Annotated in this window: 18 protein-coding genes; 7 read left to right on the top strand and 11 right to left on the bottom strand. The window is 72.3% G+C overall.

The annotated features are described in order from the left end of the window. Nucleotides 1-89 precede the first annotated feature (89 nt). Nucleotides 90-1,793, top strand: coding sequence for a YibE/F family protein (locus OO60_RS04820; protein ID WP_033260831.1), 1,704 nt, complete (start codon nucleotides 90-92; stop codon nucleotides 1,791-1,793). 136 nt (nucleotides 1,794-1,929) lie between these two features. Here OO60_RS04820 and OO60_RS04825 read toward each other — a convergent pair whose 3' ends face one another. After that, nucleotides 1,930-2,571, bottom strand: a complete 642-nt coding sequence (locus tag OO60_RS04825; RefSeq protein WP_033260832.1) for a hypothetical protein — start codon at nucleotides 2,569-2,571, stop codon at nucleotides 1,930-1,932. Then, complete coding sequence (locus tag OO60_RS04830) at nucleotides 2,571-3,137, bottom strand: MBL fold metallo-hydrolase (protein WP_033260833.1); 567 nt, start codon at nucleotides 3,135-3,137, stop codon at nucleotides 2,571-2,573. The genes OO60_RS04825 and OO60_RS04830 overlap by 1 nt, the downstream gene beginning before the upstream one ends. A gap of 147 nt (nucleotides 3,138-3,284) precedes the next feature. Between OO60_RS04830 and OO60_RS04835 the strand changes: the two genes are divergently transcribed. The 3 genes from OO60_RS04835 (at nucleotide 3,285) to OO60_RS04845 (ending at nucleotide 5,814) form a co-directional block, all read left to right on the top strand. Beyond that, complete coding sequence (locus OO60_RS04835; protein WP_033260834.1) at nucleotides 3,285-4,160, top strand: peptidylprolyl isomerase; 876 nt, start codon at nucleotides 3,285-3,287, stop codon at nucleotides 4,158-4,160. 185 nt (nucleotides 4,161-4,345) lie between these two features. Further along, nucleotides 4,346-5,155 (top strand): LysM peptidoglycan-binding domain-containing protein, encoded by an 810-nt coding sequence (locus OO60_RS04840; RefSeq protein WP_033260948.1) that lies wholly within the window; start codon nucleotides 4,346-4,348, stop codon nucleotides 5,153-5,155. Between the two features lie 95 nt (nucleotides 5,156-5,250). Then, nucleotides 5,251-5,814, top strand: coding sequence for a DEAD/DEAH box helicase family protein (locus OO60_RS04845; protein ID WP_033260835.1), 564 nt, complete (start codon nucleotides 5,251-5,253; stop codon nucleotides 5,812-5,814). A 2-nt stretch (nucleotides 5,815-5,816) separates the two neighbouring features. Here OO60_RS04845 and OO60_RS04850 read toward each other — a convergent pair whose 3' ends face one another. Then, entirely contained in the window at nucleotides 5,817-6,596 is a 780-nt protein-coding gene (locus OO60_RS04850; protein ID WP_033260836.1) for an enoyl-CoA hydratase/isomerase family protein, read from the bottom strand. 122 nt (nucleotides 6,597-6,718) lie between these two features. On the opposite strand from OO60_RS04850, the gene OO60_RS04855 reads away from it, so the two are divergent. After that, nucleotides 6,719-7,549: an alpha/beta fold hydrolase gene (locus OO60_RS04855; protein WP_033260837.1), complete on the top strand. Its 831-nt coding sequence runs from the start codon at nucleotides 6,719-6,721 to the stop codon at nucleotides 7,547-7,549. A 14-nt stretch (nucleotides 7,550-7,563) separates the two neighbouring features. On the opposite strand, the gene OO60_RS04860 is transcribed toward OO60_RS04855, so the two are convergent. Next, nucleotides 7,564-8,259: a helix-turn-helix transcriptional regulator gene (locus OO60_RS04860; protein WP_033260838.1), complete on the bottom strand. Its 696-nt coding sequence runs from the start codon at nucleotides 8,257-8,259 to the stop codon at nucleotides 7,564-7,566. Between the two features lie 116 nt (nucleotides 8,260-8,375). On the opposite strand from OO60_RS04860, the gene OO60_RS04865 reads away from it, so the two are divergent. Beyond that, entirely contained in the window at nucleotides 8,376-8,777 is a 402-nt protein-coding gene (locus OO60_RS04865) for a DUF1304 domain-containing protein (RefSeq protein WP_003077292.1), read from the top strand. Here the strand turns inward: OO60_RS04865 and OO60_RS04870 are convergent. Further along, nucleotides 8,774-9,196 carry a MarR family winged helix-turn-helix transcriptional regulator gene (locus OO60_RS04870; protein WP_003077295.1) on the bottom strand — a complete coding sequence of 141 codons (423 nt, stop codon included), beginning with the start codon at nucleotides 9,194-9,196 and terminating at the stop codon, nucleotides 8,774-8,776. The genes OO60_RS04865 and OO60_RS04870 overlap by 4 nt on opposite strands. Before the next feature lie 45 nt (nucleotides 9,197-9,241). Here OO60_RS04870 and OO60_RS04875 point away from each other — a divergent pair, with 45 nt between their 5' ends. Beyond that, nucleotides 9,242-10,507, top strand: a complete 1,266-nt coding sequence (locus OO60_RS04875) for an amidohydrolase family protein (RefSeq protein ID WP_003077298.1) — start codon at nucleotides 9,242-9,244, stop codon at nucleotides 10,505-10,507. Here OO60_RS04875 and OO60_RS04880 read toward each other — a convergent pair. The 6 genes from OO60_RS04880 to ruvB form a co-directional block, all read right to left on the bottom strand. Further along, the gene (locus OO60_RS04880) at nucleotides 10,483-12,837 is read right to left on the bottom strand and encodes a RelA/SpoT family protein (RefSeq protein ID WP_033260839.1); all 2,355 of its coding nucleotides are present in this window, start codon (nucleotides 12,835-12,837) and stop codon (nucleotides 10,483-10,485) included. The genes OO60_RS04875 and OO60_RS04880 overlap by 25 nt on opposite strands. Nucleotides 12,838-13,061: 224 nt before the next feature. Then, the gene (locus tag OO60_RS04885; protein WP_003077303.1) at nucleotides 13,062-13,580 is read right to left on the bottom strand and encodes an adenine phosphoribosyltransferase; all 519 of its coding nucleotides are present in this window, start codon (nucleotides 13,578-13,580) and stop codon (nucleotides 13,062-13,064) included. A 1-nt stretch (nucleotide 13,581) separates the two neighbouring features. After that, the gene (gene secF / locus OO60_RS04890) at nucleotides 13,582-14,796 is read right to left on the bottom strand and encodes a protein translocase subunit SecF (RefSeq protein ID WP_003077306.1); all 1,215 of its coding nucleotides are present in this window, start codon (nucleotides 14,794-14,796) and stop codon (nucleotides 13,582-13,584) included. Between the two features lies 1 nt (nucleotide 14,797). Continuing rightward, nucleotides 14,798-16,597, bottom strand: a complete 1,800-nt coding sequence (gene secD, locus OO60_RS04895) for a protein translocase subunit SecD (protein ID WP_003077310.1) — start codon at nucleotides 16,595-16,597, stop codon at nucleotides 14,798-14,800. A gap of 216 nt (nucleotides 16,598-16,813) precedes the next feature. Further along, nucleotides 16,814-17,224, bottom strand: coding sequence for a preprotein translocase subunit YajC (yajC, locus tag OO60_RS04900; protein WP_033260840.1), 411 nt, complete (start codon nucleotides 17,222-17,224; stop codon nucleotides 16,814-16,816). A gap of 119 nt (nucleotides 17,225-17,343) precedes the next feature. Beyond that, nucleotides 17,344-18,411: a Holliday junction branch migration DNA helicase RuvB gene (gene ruvB, locus OO60_RS04905; RefSeq protein ID WP_003077315.1), complete on the bottom strand. Its 1,068-nt coding sequence runs from the start codon at nucleotides 18,409-18,411 to the stop codon at nucleotides 17,344-17,346.

Genomic DNA, 18,411 nt, shown 5'->3' on the forward strand with positions numbered 1-18,411 from the left:
GATCACGCGAGTTCGGGCCAAGGCGGGAGGAACCGGGCGGCGGGGCGGCCCGTTGCGGGCGCGGCGAAACCCGCTGTCAGGATGTGCGGGTGGACCGCCCCGACCTCGACGACGACGCAACCGGCCCGATCCGCCGGATCACGGACGAGGTGTCCCTTTCGCCGGGTCCGGGAACGTCCGGAACGCCGGGTACGCCCCGGAAAACCGCCCGCCGCGCGCCCGCCGAAGGCACCCGCCGCGCGGCCGACCCGGCTCGCCGCCGCACGGACACCGGGCCCCAGCGGGTCCCGGCCGCGACGAACGGCGCCCGGCGAGGCCCGGCGGACAAGCGGGCCGACACCGGGCCCCAGCGCGTTGCGGCCGAGGGCGACCGCCCCGCCCGCCGCGGCGACACCGGACCACAACCGCTCCCCGCCGACCGCCGCCGCGACACCGGACCACAACGCGTCCCCGCCGACGGAGACCGCCCCGCCCGCCGCGGCGACACCGGTCCCCAACGCGTCCCCGGCAACCGCCGCAAACCCCCGGCCGCCCCCGCGGAAACCGGCCACGGCCACGGGCACGGCCATGGCCACGGTCACGGCCCCGCCGCCCCCGCCTCCCGCCGCGTGCGCCTCCTCCTCATCTGGCTGCTCGCCCCGCTCGCGCTGGCCACCGTCGTCGGCATGGTCGTCCTCTACCCCTGGGGCAAGGCCTCCCCCACCAGCGTCGTCCCGCAGGGCACCCCCGTGCACGCCGACATCCGCACCACCACCACCGGCCCCTGCCTGGCCCAGGGGCAGGTGCAGGTCGGCGACCAGACGGATCCGAACGCGAAACCGTGCCTGACCGTCGAGCTCGCCATGACCGACGGGCCCGCCGCCGGGAAGCCGCTCAAGCTGACCGTGCCGATCGAGCCCAGCACCCCGCGGTTCGCCGCCGGGGACGCCGTCGTGCTCGCCTACAACAACGGCAACCCCGGTGATCCTGCCAGTTTCCAGCTCGTCGACTTCCAGCGCGGGACCCCGCTGCTCGTGCTGGCCGCGCTCTTCGCCGTCGCGGTGCTCGTGCTCGGGCGGTGGCAGGGCGTCGCCGCGCTCGTCGCGCTCGGGCTGTCCTTCGTCGTCATCGCCCTGTTCATCCTCCCCGCCATCCTGGCCGGCGAGAATCCCCTCGTGGTAGCCATCGCCGGGGCGGGCGCGATCATGTTCATCGCGCTCTACCTGACGCACGGGCTGTCCGCGAGAACGTCCGCCGCCGTGCTCGGCACGCTCGTCAGCCTCGCGCTCATCGGCGTCCTGTCCGCGATCTTCTCCGCCGCGGCCTCGCTGACCGGGCTCGACGACAGCACCTCGACGCTGATCGGCTCGCTCGGCCACGGCATCGACGCGCGGGGGCTGCTGCTCGCCGGCGTCGTGATCGGGGCGCTCGGCGTGCTCGACGACGTGACCGTCACCCAGACCAGCGCGGTCTGGGAACTGCGCCGCGCCAACCCCGACCTGACCTGGCGCGAGCTGTACCACTCGGGCCTGCGGATCGGCCGCGACCACGTCGGTTCGGCGGTCAACACGCTCGTGATGGCCTACGCCGGGGCCGCGCTGCCGGTGCTGCTGTACTCGTCGATCTCCGGCGTCGGGCTCGGCGCGCTGCTCGGCAGCGAGGAGATCGCGCAGGAGATCATCCGCACGCTCGCGGGCAGCGTCGGCATCGTCGCGGCCGTCCCGGTGACCACCGTCCTGGCCGCGTTGATCGCCTCCCGCGAGCCCGCCGGGCACCTCAGCAGCACCACGAAAGCCGTTCCGTCCCAGGCGTAACACCCCGGCGGCGCGAGAGGCGCAGCAGAAAGGCGGTCACCGCAGGCGGCCGAAGCCCTGCCGCGAATCGCGTCCGCCCTCGAAGACGTGCGCGCCAACCTGACCACATCGAACGGCTCGCCGGGTACGGACGACGTCAGTCCAGCGTCGCCACGAAGCGGCTGACCGCCTCCATCGTGAACCGCTGGACGTACTTGCCCGACGGCGCCACCGACGCCAGCCGGTAGAGCGGGCGCTCGGCCACGCCCGCGCCGCGCGCCTCCGCCTTCAGCTCGGCCACCAGCAGCTCGCCGAACACGAGCCCGTTCGCCTCGGTGTTGTTCATCAGCGCGTTCGCGAGCTTGCGCAGCTGCAGGATGCCCAGCTCGCGCCCGCCCGTGCCGGAGAACACCGCGAGGTCGACCTTCGCCACCTTGCCCCGCTGCCCGGCGTTGACCAGCAGGCTCACCGTGCGGCTGCCCCGGACGTCGCCGACGACGAGGTCGAGGCGGGTCGCGGTCACCAGGTCGACCCGGCGCAGGCCCCACGTGCGCACGAGCAGCGCCGACCCCTCCAGCCAGACGCGGCGGCGGATGCTGACCGCCATCACGTACAGCAGCGGCAGCGCGATCACCACCGCGACGACCAGGCCGGTCACCGTGCCGCCGATCAGGCCGGCGATCCCGCCGAACGCCGCCGCGACGATCACCACCCCGATCAGGCCCGAGGTCCCGCGGCGACGGCGGCCGCGCGGGTCCTCCTCGAACAGCGCGACGCGCTCGGTCGTTTCCTCGGCCATCACGCCCCCGTCCCGGCGAGGAACGGGTTGCCCGCGCGTTCCCGGCCGATCGTCGTCGCCGGGCCGTGGCCCGGCAGCACCACCGTCTCGTCCGGGAACCCGGCCAGCAGGCTCCGCAGCGCTTCCCCCACGTCCCCGCGGCCGACCGAGCCGGCGAACAGCGTGTCGCCGGTCAGCGCGAGCCGTCCGCCCTCGGCGGTCTCCAGCGCGATCACGACCGAGCCCGAGGTGTGGCCCGGCACGTGCCGGACGTCGACGTCCAGGCCCGCGTACTCGCCCGGCTGAAGAGGCACGCTGTCGCCGCCGTAGAGCGGCGCGTCGGCCGGGTGCAGGTGCAGCGGGACGCCGTGCTCAGCCGACAGCGAGGCGGCCGAGGCGACGTGGTCCGGGTGCCCGTGGGTGGCCAGGAAAGCCGCCGGGACCAGCCGGTGCCCGGCGAGCGCGGCGGCCAGCGGCGCGGCCACCTCCTGCCCCGGATCCACGACCACGCACGGCCCGCCGGCGGCCGCCGCCAGCAGGTAGCAGTTGGCCTGCAGCGGGCCGCTGCCGAACCCGACGACGAGCACCGAACGCCTCCAGGACCTCCGCGCCCGACGGCGCCGATCACGATCGGGTTGAGACTAGCGGGCCCTGTACATGGTCCTCACAGGCTGTGCCCATACACTGCCGCTACCTCAAACGTGTGAGACGAGCGGAAACCTGGAGGGTACGGGGTGGCGACCAACCAGCAGCGCCGCGAAGCTGCGAAGCGCAAGCTCGAGCGTCAGCTCGAGCGCCGATTGGAGCAGCAGAAGCGACGCCGGATGATCGGGGCTGGTGTAGTCGGCGTGGCCGTCCTCGTCGTCGCCGGCGTAGTGGTGTGGATCGTGAGCGCGAACAGCGGCGACAGCACGGACACCGCGGCGTCGTCGTCCTCGGCCGCGCCGCCGCCGACCGATCTCCAGATCCCGACGCAGCGCACCGCGCTGCCGAAGCGGGCGACGGCGCTGCCGAACCCGACGACGTGCGACTTCAAGGCCGACACGACGGGCAAGGCGCCGAAGAAGGTGAACCAGCCGGACGGCAAGAACGTCCCGTCGACCGGCACGGTGAACGTGACGCTCAAGAGCACCGCGGGCGACATCCCGCTGACGCTCGACCGGGCGCTCGCCCCCTGCGCGGTGCAGAGCTTCGTCAGCCTCGCCAAGCAGAACTTCTACAACGACACCATGTGCCACCGGCTCGGCACCGAGGGCCTGCAGATGCTGCAGTGCGGTGACCCGTCGGCCACCGGCGACCCGACCCAGGACGGGCAGGGCGGCCCGGGCTACACGATGCCGGACGAGGCGTTCCCGGAGATCAAGTACGGCCGCGGCATCCTCGCCATGGCGAAGACGCAGGCCCCGAACTCCGGCGGCAGCCAGTTCTTCATGGTCTACGGCAACGCCGACGGCCTCCCGGCGGACTACTCGGTGTTCGGCAGCATCAGCGACGAGGGCCTGAAGGTGCTCGACGCGGTGGCGAAGGCGGGCATCGCGAACCCGAACCCGCAGGACGGCACCGGAGCGCCGACCAAGCAGGTCAAGTTCACCGGCGTCACCGTCTCCTAGCCCGGCTCGGCACTGCCGCGAATGACTCATTCGGGACGTCGGAGGTCCCGAATGAGTCATTCGCGGCATCCGCGGCAAGGCGTAGGAGACCGTGCCGCGGGACAAGATCTGAACCCCGTCCGCACCGGCCCCGTGTAGAGGGCAACACCGGAGACCCGCCGGGTCGCCGGGGAGAGGTGCCGACGATGGTCGAAAACCGGGTTCCCGCGGTCCGCCGCGTCCTCGGACGGGCCGCCCAGGCGAGCTGCGCCGGCATCCTCTTCGCCGTGCTCGCCGGGGGTCCGGCGCTCGCGCAGGGCGATCCCCCGCCGCCGCCGGTGAAGTACTACATCGTGCCGCACGCCGACAACCCGGACGACATCACGCTGTTCAAGATCGCCGAACGCGCGCTCGGCGACGGGCGGCGCTTCCCGGAGATCTTCCAGCTCAACCAGGGCCGGTTGCGACCGGACGGCACGCCGTTCACCGATCCGACGGCGATCGAGCCCGGTCAGGTGCTCCAGCTGCCCGACGACGCCGTTCAGGAGCCCGGGGTGCAGTTCGGTCCCCTGCCGCCGTCTCCGCCGCCGCCGGCCGCGGTGAAACCCGCGCCCGCCGCGGACCCGCCCGGCCTCGGCGTCGGGCTGGCTTCGGCCGTCAGCGGCACCGGCGGCCTGCTGACCGGCCTGCTCGCCGGGCTCTGGTGGCGGCGCCGCCCGCAGCTGCTTCCGCCGGCCCCGTTCGAACCGGCGGGTGCCGAGGAGGACTTCGGGGCCGGCTCGGTCAGCGGGACCCTGCCGCTGCCGATCGTGGTCCCCGAGCCGCGTCCGGACGTCGTCCTGCGGCCCGAGCCCGTCACCACCGAGCTGGCGATCATCGTGCTCGACACGGCCGAGAACCAGGTGATCGCCGCGGTCCGGCCGGGCTCGCGGTTCCACGTCCGGATCGGCCCGGAACCGGAGTTCGCGGACAGCTCCACCGTGCTCGTGGTCGACGGCGAGCGCGACGCGCCGTGACACCGGGGCGTGCCTGCCGGGTCACCCTGCGCTGAACGGATCAACCGGCGCCGGAACACTGGCCATCGGGCCGCCGGGCCCGCGATAGTCGTCTCATGACCTGGGATCCGTTCGGCACCCTCCAGAAGGCGCTGTGGATCGGCGGCGCCTCGTGGACCGGGAAGTCCACCGTGGCCCGGCTGCTGGCCGAGCGGCACGGGCTGACGACCTACCACCACGACGACCGGGCCCGGCCCGGCACCCCGCTGCCCGACGACCTCCCGGTGGGCGACCAGCTGACCGCGATGATGGCCGAGTTCGGGCGCCGCTTCCGCTGCGCTCTCGACGACCTGCGCGCGCTGACGTCACCGCGGCCGATCCTCGCCGAAGGCCGGGGCCTGCGGCCGGAACTGGTCGCCCCGCTCGTGGACTCCCCCGGCCGGATGGTGGTGCTGGTGCCGACCGAGCTGTTCCGCCAGCACCAGCTCCGGCACCGCCCGGACGAACCGGCGATCCCGGTGCAGCGGACCCGGCTGACGCGCGACCGGATGCTCGCCGCCCACGCCGTGCGCGCGGCGCACGACCTCGGCATCCGCGTCATCGAGATCGACGGGCGGCTCGACCCCGCCGGCGTCACCGACGTCGTGGCCGAGCACTTCCACGCGTACCTGGAAAGCTGAGGTCAGCGGAAGGTGAACCGCGGCGGGCGCCGCTCGAGGAACGCGGCGACGCCCTCGGCGTAGTCCTCGCCGTGCAGGGCGTCCGAGCGGATTTCCTCGACTTCGGCGTCCGGGGCCTCCTGCCCGGCGACGATCTTTTCGATGATCCGGTTCATCCCGCGGATCGACGCCTGGGAGCGCGAGCACAGCGTCGAGACGAAGGCCAGCGTCGAGGTTTCCAGGTCGCCGGCCGGGAAGACGTCGTTGAGCAGGCCGATCTCCCGGGCCCGGCCGGCGGTGATCAGCTCGCCCGAGAGCAGGAAGTACTTCGCGTGCGCCGGGCCGACGAGCGACACGAGCTGGCGTGTGGAGTCGAAGTCGTAGACGATGCCGAGCTTCGCCGGCGTGATGCCGAACCGGGAGCCTTCGGCGGCGAACCGGAAGTCACAGGCGACCGAGACCTGGCAGCCGCCGCCGATGCAGTTGCCCTGGATCATCGCGACCGACGGCTTCCGCATCGCCGTCAGTGCCGCGACCGCGCCCGCGACGGCCTTGTCGTAGCTCGCCGCGCCGTCCGCCGTGGTGCGCAGTTCCCCGAACTCGCTGATGTCGGCGCCCGCGGAGAAGTTCGCCCCGGCACCGGCGATCACCAGCACCTTCAGCGCGGGGTCGGCCTCCACCTCGGCCACGACGTCCGGGATCGCCGACCACATGCCGTAGGTGATGGCGTTCATCTTCTCCGGCCGGGTCAGCGTCAGGCGGGCGACTTCGCCTTCGCGCGTCAAGGTGAATCCGTCGGTCATGAACCGAATCTAACAGCGGCGCGAAGCGCCTCCGTTGAGGGCGGTGGTGGGGAGGAAGGTGGAGTTCTCGCCCTCAGCGAAACCTGCGGTGTGTGACGCGGTCGAGTCGCTAGCTTGGGCCCATGGCGACGATCGAAGTGAACGGGACGGCGTTCGGCTACGACGAAGCGGGAGAGGGGCCCGCGGTCGTGCTGCTGCACGCCGCCATCGGCGACCGCCGGATGTGGGACGCGCAGTTCACCGAGCTCGCCGCCGGCCACCGGGTGATCCGCTACGACCGCCGCGGGTTCGGCGAAACCGGCGGCGAATCCGGCGAACACGCCCACTACGAGGACCTGCTGGCCCTGCTCGACGCCCGGGGGATCGAGCAGGCCGCGCTGGTCGGGGCGTCGATGGGCGGGGCGTGCGCGCTGGACGCCGCCCTGGCCGCGCCGGAGCGGATCACCCGGCTGGTGCTGCTCGGTTCCGGGCTCACCGGGCACGTCTGGCCAGACCACATGCAGGCGGACATCGCCGAGCAGACCGCCGAGATCCTGCCCGCGGACCGCCTGGCCCGCTACCACGCCCGCGAGGGCGACGTCGACCCGGCGGACGTGCGGGCCATGGCGGAGGCCAACATCCGCTACCTGGTCGCCGGTCCCGGTCGCGACGTTTCCGTGCTGCCGGAGGAAATGCTTACGCTGGTGCGGGAAATGTGCGAGCAGGTGTACCGGCACGACTGGACGGCTCCACAGTGGACGGAGCGGATCCCGGACACCCGGCACCGGCTCGCCGAGATCACCACGCCCGCACTGGTGATCGGGACGGCGGACGCGCGCGGGCTGGTCGAGCTGTCCGCGCACCTGGCGGAGTCCCTGCCGCACGCGGAACTCGTCGAGCTGGCCGACACCGGGCACCTGCCGTCGATGGAACGGCCGGACGAGGTGAACGCCCTGCTGCGGAAGGTCCTCTAGGAAAAGATCTTCGGTCAGGACAGCAGCTTCGCGGTCAGTTCGCCCCGGCTGCGGACACCCACCTTGCCGAAGACCGACTTCAGGTGGTCCTGCACCGTGTGCGCCGAGATGGCCAGCCGGGCCGCGATGTCCACAGTGGACAAACCGGCCAGCACTTCGTGGCAGACGTCGCGCTCGCGGGCGGTCAGGCCGTAGGCGGCGAGCAGCACGCCCAGCAGCTCGGTGCCCGAGGCGCGGTCGACCGTCACGACCGTCTCGCCGTCGTCTTCGCCGGCCACCAGCCGGCCGGCGTGCAGGACGATCCACCCGCCGTGGGCGTCGCGGACCACGCGCAGCTCGTGGCCGAGCCCCAGCGGCCGCCAGACCTCGGCGAACCGGCCGCTGCGCTCGACGGCCCGGCGGGGCAGGTCGGACAGCCGCGCGGCCGGCACCGGGCGGCGGGCCAGTTCGGCGAAGGTGTGGGGCTGGGCGCCGTCGTACTCGTAGGTCGCCAGCAGCGGCTCGTACGCGCCGGGGATGCGGGCCCGGCCGCTGGTCATCGAGCTGATCACCGCGGTGTCCGGGTCCAGCGACGCCCAGCACGTGAGGTCCGCGGGCACCACGCGGTCGACCAGCTCGATGGCGGCGGCGTGCAGCTCGGCGACGCCGAGGCCCGCCGCCGCGAGCGCGGCGACGTCCCGCCGCACCGCCTCGGCCCGACCGTCCCACACGGACGCAGTATGCGCCGCCGGGCGCGGCCCCGGTATCCCGCTTTTCCGGGATACCGGACCGGCCCCGGGGTTCCTACCGTGGTCGCCATGATCCCCTTCCGCGTCGAGGTGACGCCGTGAACGCCGTGGCGCAGGTCTTCGCCGGGGTGGCCGTGCTGGTGCACCTGCTGGCCTTCGCCTGGGAGGTGCTGCTGTTCGAACGGCCCGGCGTGCACGAAGGCATCTTCAGCATCCCGTCGGCGAACCTGCCGGCGACGCGGCTGTGGTCGGTCAACGTCGGGTTCTACAACCTCTTCCTCGCCGCGGGCCCGGGCCTCGGCCTCGTCCTGCTGCACACCGGTCACGCGGACGCCGGCCGTGTCCTGGTGCTCTACTGCTGCGGGTTCATGCTGCTGGCCGGGATCGCCCTCGGCGTCTCGGACCTGCTCGCCCTCAGCCGCCCCCGCGGCTCCGGCCGTGGCGGCGCGCTCGCCCAGGCCCTGCCGTCGCTGGGCGCGCTGGTCGCCGCGTTGTGCTAGCCGGACTCGATCAGCTGCTCGCTCCAGGCCCGGATGGCCGCGGCCTGGTCCGGCGTCAGCCGGTCGAAGACGAGCCGCCGGATGTTGGCGCCGTGGGCGCGGACGGCACTCTCCGCCGCCCGGCGGCCTTCGGCGGTCAGCTCGACGCCGGTGCGCCGCCCGGTGGCGCCGTCCTCGATCCGCGCCACCAGGCCGCGGTTCTCCATCCGCGTCAGCAGGTGCGCGACGCGGCTCTTCTCCCAGCCGAGCGCGCCGGCGAGCTCGCCGACGCGCATCGGCCGGGTCAGCGTCATCAGCACGCTGAACTCGGCCTTCGAGATGCCGCAGTCGCGCTGCAGCCCGCGGTCGAGCTCGCGGGCGAGCAGCCGCTGGGCCCGCATCCAGGTGTCCCAGAACTCCCACTCCGCCGGCTCCAGCATGGGAGTAGCATACAGAGTTGATGCGTCAACTCTTGGAGGAGACCGATGAAGACACTGCTGCGCGGCGGCATGGTGGTCAGCATGGATCCGGCGCTCGGGGACCTGCCCCGCGGCGACGTGCTCATCGAGGACGGCCGGATCGCCGCCATCGGCACCACGCTCGACGCCGACGCCGAGATCGTCGACGCCACGGGCAAGATCGTGCTGCCCGGGTTCGTCGACACGCACCGCCACACCTGGCAGACGGCGTTCCGCGGCCTGGGCGCGGACTGGACGTTCGACCAGTACCGTGCCGCCGCGCACGGCACGCTCAAACCGCACTACCGGGCCGACGACGTCTACCTGGGCAACCTCCTCGGCCGCCTCGAAGCCCTGAACTCCGGCGTCACGACCATGCTCGACTGGTTCCACTGCGCCCTCCACCCGGAGAACGCCGACGCCGCGATCGCCGGGCTGCAGGACGCACCCGGCCACTCGATCTTCTGCTACGGCGCCGACGGCCCGGACATCGAGCCGGAGATCCGGCGGGTGCGGAAACTGCTGCCGGGCGAGGACATGGTGCTGGGCCTGCGCGGCCCGGTGGTGTCCACGATGGACGAGACCGCCGCCGACGTCCGGCTGGCGCGGGAACTCGGCCTGCCGGTGAGCGTGCACGTCCACGGCACCGGTGGCTGGCGCCACGGCGACCGGCCGATCGCCGGGATGGCCGAGCGCGGGCTGCTCGACGAGCGCACCACCGTCGTGCACGGCAACGGCCTGTCCGACGACCAGCTGAGGATGCTCGCCGACGCGGGCTCGTCGGTGTCGGTCAGCCCGGACGTCGAACTGAAGATGGGCTTCGAGCCGCTGATCACCGGCCGGGCGCTCGCCGCCGGCCTCCGCCCGACGCTGTCGGTCGACGACTGCCTGTCCGCCGGCGGCGACCTGTTCGGCGCCATGCGCACCGCGCTGGCCGCCGATCGCGGCCTGACGACGCGGACCGTGCTCGAGTGCGCCACCGTGAACGGCGCCCGGGCCTGCGGCCGCGACACCGGCAGCCTCACCCCCGGCAAGGCCGCCGACCTCGTCCTGCTGGACGCCGAGGACCTCTCGGTCTTCCCCGTCGCCGACCCGGTCCGCACCATCGTCAGCGCCGGTCACCCCGGGCTGGTGGACAGCGTCTACGTCGCCGGGAAGGCGGTCAAGCGGCACGGGCGCCTGCTCGACGTCGACCTGCCGCCGTTGCGCGCGCGGCTCCTGGAGTCCCGCGAGCGGATCGCTGCGGCCGCCGGCCTCTCCTGGGCCCCTCAGGAAGCCGACGTCACGCGGTAGACGTCGTAGACGCCTTCCACGCCGCGGACCACCTTGAGGACGTGGCCGAGGTGCTTCGGGTCGCCCATCTCGAAGGAGAAGCGGCTGACCGCGACCCTGTCCCGGGAAGTGGTCACCGACGCCGAGAGGATGTTGACCTTCTCGTCGGCCAGCACCTTGGTCACGTCCGACAGCAGGCGATGCCGGTCGAGCGCCTCGACCTGGATGGCCACCAGGAACACCGACGACGCCGAGGGCGCCCACTCGACCTCGACCAGCCGCTCGGGCTGGGACTGCAGGTCCCCGGCGTTCGTGCAGTCGGTGCGGTGCACCGAGACGCCGCCACCGCGGGTGACGAAGCCGAGGATCTCGTCGCCCGGCACCGGCGTGCAGCAGCGGGCCAGCTTCGCCCAGACGTCGCTGGCGCCCTTGACGACCACGCCGACGTCGTTGGAGCCGCGGCGGCGGGTCACCGTGGACGGTGTCGCCCGCTCGGCGAGCTCCTCCTCCGCCGCGTCGACGCCGCCGATCAGCGCCACCAGGCGCTGCACGACGTGCTTCGCGCTGGTGTGGCCCTCGCCGACGGCCGCGTACAGCGACGAGATGTCGGCGTGGCGCAGTTCGGTGGCGACCGCGCCCATGGACTCCGCGGAGACGAGCCGCTGGATCGGCAGGCCGACCTTGCGGATCTCCTTGGTGATGGCTTCCTTGCCGCCCTCGATCGCCTCGTCGCGGCGTTCCTTGGCGAACCACTGCCGGATCTTGGCGCGGGCCTTCGGCGAGCCGGCGAACTGCAGCCAGTCGCGCGACGGGCCCGCGTTCTCCGCCTTCGACGTGAAGATCTCGACGACTTCGCCGTTTTCCAGCTTGCGTTCGAGCGCGACCAGGCGGCCGTTGACGCGGGCGCCGATGCAGCGGTGGCCCACCTCGGTGTGCACGGCGTAGGCGAAGTCGACCGGCGTCGAGTCGACCGGCAGCGTGATGACGTCGCCCTTGGGCGTGAAGACGAAGATCTCGCGGGCGGCCAGCTCGTAGCGCAGGGATTCGAGGAAGTCGCCCGGGTCCGCCGCTTCCCGCTGCCAGTCGAGGAGCTGGCGCATCCACGCCATCTCGTCGACGTCCATCGCGTTGCCGGTGTGCGTGCCCTTGGTTTCCTTGTAGCGCCAGTGCGCGGCGATGCCGTACTCGGCGGTGCGGTGCATCTCGTAGGTGCGGATCTGCACCTCGAGGGGCTTGCCGTCCGGGCCGATCACCGTGGTGTGCAGCGACTGGTAGACGCCGAAGCGGGGCTGGGCGATGTAGTCCTTGAAGCGGCCGGGCACCGGCTGCCACAGCGCGTGCACGACACCCATCGCCGCGTAGCAGTCGCGGACGTCCTCGACCAGGATCCGGACGCCGACCAGGTCGTGGATGTCGTCCAGGTCGCGGCCGCGGACGATCATCTTCTGGTGGATCGAGTAGTAGTGCTTGGGGCGGCCCTCGACCTTCGCGGTGATCCGCGACGAAACGAGGTTGCTGGTCAGGTCGGTGATGACCGACCGCAGGTAGATGTCGCGCGAGGGCGCGCGGTCGGCGACCAGTCGGACGATCTCGTCGTACTTCTTGGGCTGCAGGATCGCGAACGCGAGGTCCTCCAGCTCCCACTTGACCGTGGCCATGCCGAGCCGGTGGGCCAGCGGCGCGAGGACTTCGAGCGTCTCGCGGGCCTTGCGGGCCTGCTTCTCCGGCGGCAGGAAGCGCATGGTGCGCATGTTGTGCAGCCGGTCGGCGAGCTTGATGACCAGCACGCGCGGGTCCTTGGCCATCGCGATGACCATCTTGCGGATGGTCTCGGCCTCGGCGGACGAGCCGAGCTGCACCTTGTCGAGCTTGGTGACGCCGTCGACCAGCTCGGCGACCTTCTCGCCGAAGTCGGCCTTCAGGCTCTCGACGGCGTACCCGGTGTCCTCGACCGTGTCGTGCAGCAGGGCCGCGACCAGCGTGGTCGTGTCCATGCCCAGCTCGGCGAGGATGGTGGCGACGGCGAGCGGGTGAGTGATGTACGGGTCGCCGGACTTGCGCCGCTGGTTGCGGTGGAGCTCCTCGGCGACGTCGTAGGCGCGCTGGAGCAGGCCGAGGTCGGCGTTGGGGTGGAGCTCGCGGTGGATGACGGCCAGGGGTTCGAGGACCTGCTTGACCGGGGCGGCGCGCTGGGCGGTGATCCGCCGGGCGAGGCGCGCCCGGACCCGCCGGGTGGCGGACGGGTTCGGCGCCGCGCCGTTCGGCTTCGGCGGCGCGGGCGTTGCCGCCGCCTGCCCGTTCTGCTGGGCGCCCTGCTTCGCGGGCACCGCGGCGTCGAGCTCCTGGCTCACCCGCACCTCCTGCTGCTCGTGCGGCCTTCGGACCACCAGGGTAGCCGTTGCGCCTCGCAGCCCTGTCGGGTGCGCCCGTTCAGGGGCATGTGGGCCCGCTCACCAGCCGGTTCTCTTCCCGTGGGCCGGTCGCCGATGTCGCGAATGACTCATTCGGGACATCCGAGGTCCCGAATGAGTCATTCGCGACGTTTGAGCGCCGCCGGTGCACTCGGCGAGTGGCGTCAGCAGACCTGGAGGGCGTGGACCTTGCGGGCGGCGAGGACCTCACGGCCGCCCAGGGCGGCCAGCTCCAGGACCACGGACACGCTGTCGACCACCGCGCCCGCGTCCTCCAGGAGCTTGCCCGTCGCCGCGACCGTGCCGCCCGTGGCCAGGACGTCGTCCAGGATCGCGATGCGCTGGCCCGGGCGGACCACGCCGGCCGGGAGCTCCACCGTCGCCGTGCCGTACTCCAGGGCGTAGTCGACGCGGCCCGCCACCGCCGGGAGCTTGCCCGGCTTGCGGATCAGCACCACGCCGAGGCCGCGGGCGTACCCGACGGCCGCGGCGAGGAGGAACCCGCGGGCTTCCACACCCGCGAGCGCCTCGACACCGGACGGCAGCGTCTCCGCCAGCGCGTCGGTCACCGCCTTGAACGCACCCGCGTCCGCGAACAGCGGGCTCAGGTCGCGGAACAGCACGCCGGGCTCGGGGAAGTCCGGCACCTCCGCGATCAGGCCGAGGGCGTCGTCGAGCTGCATGTCAGCGCTTCCGCTTCCCAGCCGGGCGCTGCTTCTGGATCCGGGCGGGGACGCTGGCCGCGGCCGCGTACGCCTTCTCCTTGCGCAGTTCCTTCGCCAGGGCGTCGTCGTCCGAGGCGTCGAAGTCCTCGCCCGCCGCCTTGCGCTCCTGGTTGGCGCGCCGCTGGCGGACCCGCTCGGCCTGCTGCGCGTACTTCGGGTCACGCATCTTGAAGTCGACCAGCAGCGGTGTCGCCAGTGCCACCGACGACAGGACGCCGACGAGGGTACCGGTGAGCTGCACCAGCGCCAGGTCCTGCAGCGTGCCCGAGCCGAGCAGCACGTACCCGACGATCAGCAGGCCGAGGATCGGCAGCAGCGCGATGAACGCCGTGTTGAACGACCGCATCAGGGTCTGGTTCAGCGCGAGGTTCGCGGCCTCGCCGTACGTCCGGCGGGTCAGCCCGAGCAGGCCGCGCGTGTTCTCGCGGACCTTGTCGAACACCACCACCGTGTCGTACAGCGAGAACCCGAGGATGGTCAGCAGGCCGATCACGGTCGCCGGGGTGACCTCGAAGCCGACCAGCGAGTACACCCCCGCGGTGACGAAGATGTCGTGCAGCAGCGAGATCAGCGCCGCCAGTGCCATCCGCCCGTCGAAGTAGATGGCCAGGAAGATGACCACCGCGACGAGGAACACCCCGAGCGCGATCAGCGCCTTCTGCGAGATCTCCCCGCCCCACGACGCGCTCACCGCACTGTCGCTGATGGCCTGGACGCTGGGCTGGCCGTTGGTGCCCTTCGGGCCCAGATCGGTGAACAGGCCCTGCTTGAGCTTGGCGACGTCGGCCGCGTTCAGCGTGTCGGTGCGGATCTGGATGGTCGCCGCGTTGCCGGTGCCGACCTTCTGCGCCTCCGCGGCCGGGTGGCCGAGGGCCTTCTGGAACGACTCCTTGGCCTGGTCCTCGGTGATCACGCCGTGAATGCCGTTGGCGGGCAGCTGGATCTGCGTGCCGCCCTCGAACTCGATGCCGAGGTTGAAGCCGCGGAAGATCATCGAGGCGAGGCACACCAGCACCAGCGCCGCGAAGAAGAGGTACCAGCGCTTGCGCTTGCCGACGACGTCGAACGCACCCGTGCCCACGTACAGCCGGTGGAAGACGCTTTCCTTCTTGCCGGGCTTCGCCGCGACCTTGACGTCGCCGTCGGCGTCCGTGCCCAGTTCTTCGACCCCCACGTCAGGCCTCCTTCACGTTCGCGCGGCCGACCGAAGCCGCCTTCTTCCGCTGCGAACCCAGTTGCTGCACGGCGCCGAGGCCCAGGTGCCTCGGATTGGACAGGAACGCGTTCTTGGACGTGGACACCATGGCCACCAGCGGGTGCGTCACCAGGTACACGACGACCAGGTCGAGCACCGTGGACATGCCGAGGGTGAACGCGAAGCCCTGGACGTCGCCGACCGCGATGACGTACAGGATCGCCGCGGCCAGGAAGCTCACCGCGTCCGAGGCCAGGATGGTGCGCCGGGCGCGGACCCAGCCGCGCGGCACCGCGGACCGGAACGTCCGGCCCTCCCGGATTTCGTCCTTGAGCCGTTCGAAGTAGATGACGAACGAGTCCGCCGTGATCCCGATGGCGATGATCAGGCCGGCGATGCCCGCGAGGTCCAGCGTGTAGCCGATCCAGCGGCCGAGCAGCACCAGCACCGCGAACACCAGCGCGCCGGACAGGGCCAGCGACAGGATGGTGAGCACGCCGAGCAGCCGGTAGTAGAACAGGCAGTAGATGAAGACCACCAGCAGGCCGATGCCGCCGGCGATCAGGCCGGCCTGCAGCGAGGCCAGGCCGAGGGTCGCCGACACCGTGGTGGCGTCCGAGGACGCGAACGACAGCGGCAGCGAGCCGTACTTGAGGATGTCCGAGAGGTCCTTCGCCTCGGACTGGGTGAACTTGCCGGTGATCTGGGTGTTGCCGTCGAGGATGGCCACCTGGATGTTCGGCGCGGACACGACCTGCGTGTCGAGCACGAACGCCGCCTGCTGGCCGGTGTTCTTCGAGGTGAAGTCGGCCCAGATCTTGGTGCCCTCGCTCTTGAAGCTGAGGTTCACCACCCACTGGCCGCGCTGCTGGTCGTAGCCCGAGGTCGAGTCGGCGATCTCGGTGCCCGGCAGGAACTCCGGCTCCAGCAGGTACTTGTAGGTGTTGTGGTCACCGCAGGCGACCAGCGGCAGCTTCGGGTCGTCGTTGCCTTCGAGGGCGTCCTTGGCGTTCGGCGCGCAGGTCAGCGACGCCATCGCCTTCGCGACGAGCTCCTGGTTCGGCTGGCCGTCGGCGCCGATCAGCTTCGGGTCCTGGCGGACCGCCTTGGCGGCCTGGATCTGCTGTGCGGTCTGCGCGTCGACCGAGCCGTCCGAGGGCGCCGGCGCCGGGGTCGAGGCGGGCGGCGGCGTGGTGCTGCTGCTCGGCGGGGCCGGCGTGGTGGTCTGCTGCTGCGCGGGCGCGGCACCCGGCGCGCCACCGCCACCGGACTTGGTGCTGGTCGGCGCCCCGGAGGACGCCGTCGGCGCGCCCGAGGACGGCGGGGCCGAGGTCTTCGGCGCCCCCGAGGTGGGCGTGCCGGTGGCCGGCGGCGGGGTCGTCTGCGGCGGCACCACCGGCTGGGTGGCGTTCGCGACGACCTTCCGGAAGCCCAGCTTCGCGGTCTTGCCCAGGTTCTTCGCCTGGTCGCCCTGCTCGCCGGGGACCGTGATGACGACGTTGTTGCCGTCGAGGAGGACCTCGGTGCCGCTGACGCCGATCCCGTTGACGCGGCGCTCGATGATCTGGCGCGCCTGGTTCAGGGACTCCCGCGTCGGCTGGCCGCCGTCGGGGGTGCGGGCGGTGAGCGTGACCCGGGTGCCGCCCTGCAGGTCGATGCCCAGTTTCGGGGTCGGCTTGTGGTTGCCGGTGAGGAAGACCAGCGCGTACAGGACGATCACGATCAGGGCGAACAGGGCGAGATAGCGTCCCGGGCGGAGATGCCCGGCTGAAGCTGCCACGGTGCTTCGGTCTCCTCGGACGGGGTGGACCCCAACGTTGCGGTGCCCGCCCGGAGGGTTACCGGGAGGGACTGTGTGCGATTCACTCCCGGGCACGGGTATGACGGCGGACACGCACGCAGCACCGAGACACTACTCGGTGCTGCGTGAGCCCGGCGTGCGAGGCCACACCGACTTTCGTCGGGATTCCCGCCCGGCCCAGGAGTGCCGCGGAAGTTACTTCTTGCCGTGCTCCAGCGGCGGCGCCACCTGCGCGGTGGTCGGCGGCTCCTCGGTCTTGACGGCGGTGGCGGACTCGATGACGGCCGGCTCCTCGGCGGGCGTCTCGACGGCCTCGTCGGCGGCGTCCTCCTCGGTCTCGACGACCGGCTCGACCTTCTCGCGGACCGCGAGCCGCAGCCAGGTGGTGACGACGCCGGGCGCGATCTCGATGTCGATCGTCGTGTCACCGGAGGTGTCCGCGACGGTGCCGTAGAGACCCGAGGTGGTCATCACGCGGTCACCGGGCGCCAGGCTGTTCTGCAGGTCCTGCTGCGCGGCCTGCTGCTTCTTCTGCTTCCGCGTGCTCATCACCAGCGGCACGGCGAGGACGAGCACGAGCAGCAGGGGCAGCAATAGCTGTTGCATGATTCTCCGTTCGACGGACACCGGGCCCAGCCGAAATGTCCGGTTTTTGGGTATGTGCTCCTGTCAAGTGTGCCAGGTACCAGCGCGGACGCCAGCACCCACCCGCCGGTTCGGGCCGCTCAGTCCTGCTCGAACAGCAGCGGCCCGCCCTGGTCCGGGCGCCCCGGGAGGTCCGCGGGCGGCACCATGCCGAGGTGTTCCCACGCGGTCGCGGTAGCGACGCGGCCGCGCGGGGTGCGGGCGAGCATACCGGCGCGCACCAGGTAGGGCTCGCACACCTCTTCCACGGTGGTCGCCTCCTCCCCCACGGCCACCGCCAGCGTCGAGATGCCGACCGGCCCGCCGCCGAACGACCTGGTCAGCGCGGTGAGCACGGCCCGGTCGAGCCGGTCGAGGCCCAGCTCGTCGACGTCGTAGACGGCCAGCGCGGCCCGGGCGACCTCGCGGGTCACCTTGCCGTCGGCGCGCACCTCGGCGTAGTCGCGGACGCGCCGCAGCAGCCGGTTCGCGATCCGGGGCGTGCCCCGCGAGCGGCCGGCGATCTCCGCGCAGCCGTCGCGGTCGATCGGGATGTCGAGGATCGTCGCCGCGCGGCGGACGACCAGCTCCAGCTCGGCGTCGGTGTAGAACTCCATCTGGCCGGTGAAGCCGAACCGGTCGCGCAGCGGGCCGGTCAGCGAGCCGGACCGGGTGGTGGCCCCGACCAGCGTGAACGGCGCGATTTCGAGGGGGATGCTGGTGGCGCCGGGGCCCTTGCCGACGACGACGTCGACCCGGAAGTCCTCCATCGCCAGGTAGAGCATCTCCTCGGCGGGGCGGGCGATCCGGTGGATCTCGTCGATGAACAGGACGTCGCCGGGCGCGAGGTTGGACAGCATCGCGGCGAGGTCGCCGGCCCGTTCCAGGGCCGGGCCGGAGGTGATCCGGATGGCCGCGCCGAGCTCGGCCGCGACGATCATCGCCATCGACGTCTTGCCGAGGCCGGGCGGGCCGGACAGCAGGACGTGGTCCGGCGGCACGCCGCGGCGGCGCGCACTCTCCAGCACCAGCTCCAGCTGCTCGCGCACGCGCGGCTGGCCGACGAACTCGTCGAGCTTGCGCGGCCGCAGGGTGCCCTCGACGTTCTCTTCGCCGGTCTGGGCCCACGCCGAGAGGGCTTCGTCATCCTCCACGGCTTCATACTCCAT

The organism is Amycolatopsis vancoresmycina, assembly GCF_000716785.1.
In the GTDB taxonomy this organism is placed as follows: Bacteria; Actinomycetota; Actinomycetes; order Mycobacteriales; family Pseudonocardiaceae; genus Amycolatopsis; species Amycolatopsis vancoresmycina.

Excerpts from the sequence above, each read along its gene's own strand:
- OO60_RS04825 (WP_033260832.1), bottom strand. The coding sequence starts at position 2,571 with ATGGCCGAGGAAACGACCGAGCGCGTCGCGCTGTTCGAGGAGGACCCG.
- OO60_RS04840 (WP_033260948.1), top strand. The coding sequence starts at position 4,346 with ATGGTCGAAAACCGGGTTCCCGCGGTCCGCCGCGTCCTCGGACGGGCC.
- OO60_RS04845 (WP_033260835.1), top strand. The coding sequence starts at position 5,251 with ATGACCTGGGATCCGTTCGGCACCCTCCAGAAGGCGCTGTGGATCGGC.
- OO60_RS04850 (WP_033260836.1), bottom strand. The coding sequence starts at position 6,596 with ATGACCGACGGATTCACCTTGACGCGCGAAGGCGAAGTCGCCCGCCTG.
- OO60_RS04855 (WP_033260837.1), top strand. The coding sequence starts at position 6,719 with ATGGCGACGATCGAAGTGAACGGGACGGCGTTCGGCTACGACGAAGCG.
- OO60_RS04870 (WP_003077295.1), bottom strand. The coding sequence starts at position 9,196 with ATGCTGGAGCCGGCGGAGTGGGAGTTCTGGGACACCTGGATGCGGGCC.
- OO60_RS04875 (WP_003077298.1), top strand. The coding sequence starts at position 9,242 with ATGAAGACACTGCTGCGCGGCGGCATGGTGGTCAGCATGGATCCGGCG.
- OO60_RS04885 (WP_003077303.1), bottom strand. The coding sequence starts at position 13,580 with ATGCAGCTCGACGACGCCCTCGGCCTGATCGCGGAGGTGCCGGACTTC.
- yajC (WP_033260840.1), bottom strand. The coding sequence starts at position 17,224 with ATGCAACAGCTATTGCTGCCCCTGCTGCTCGTGCTCGTCCTCGCCGTG.
- ruvB (WP_003077315.1), bottom strand. The coding sequence starts at position 18,411 with ATGGAGTATGAAGCCGTGGAGGATGACGAAGCCCTCTCGGCGTGGGCC.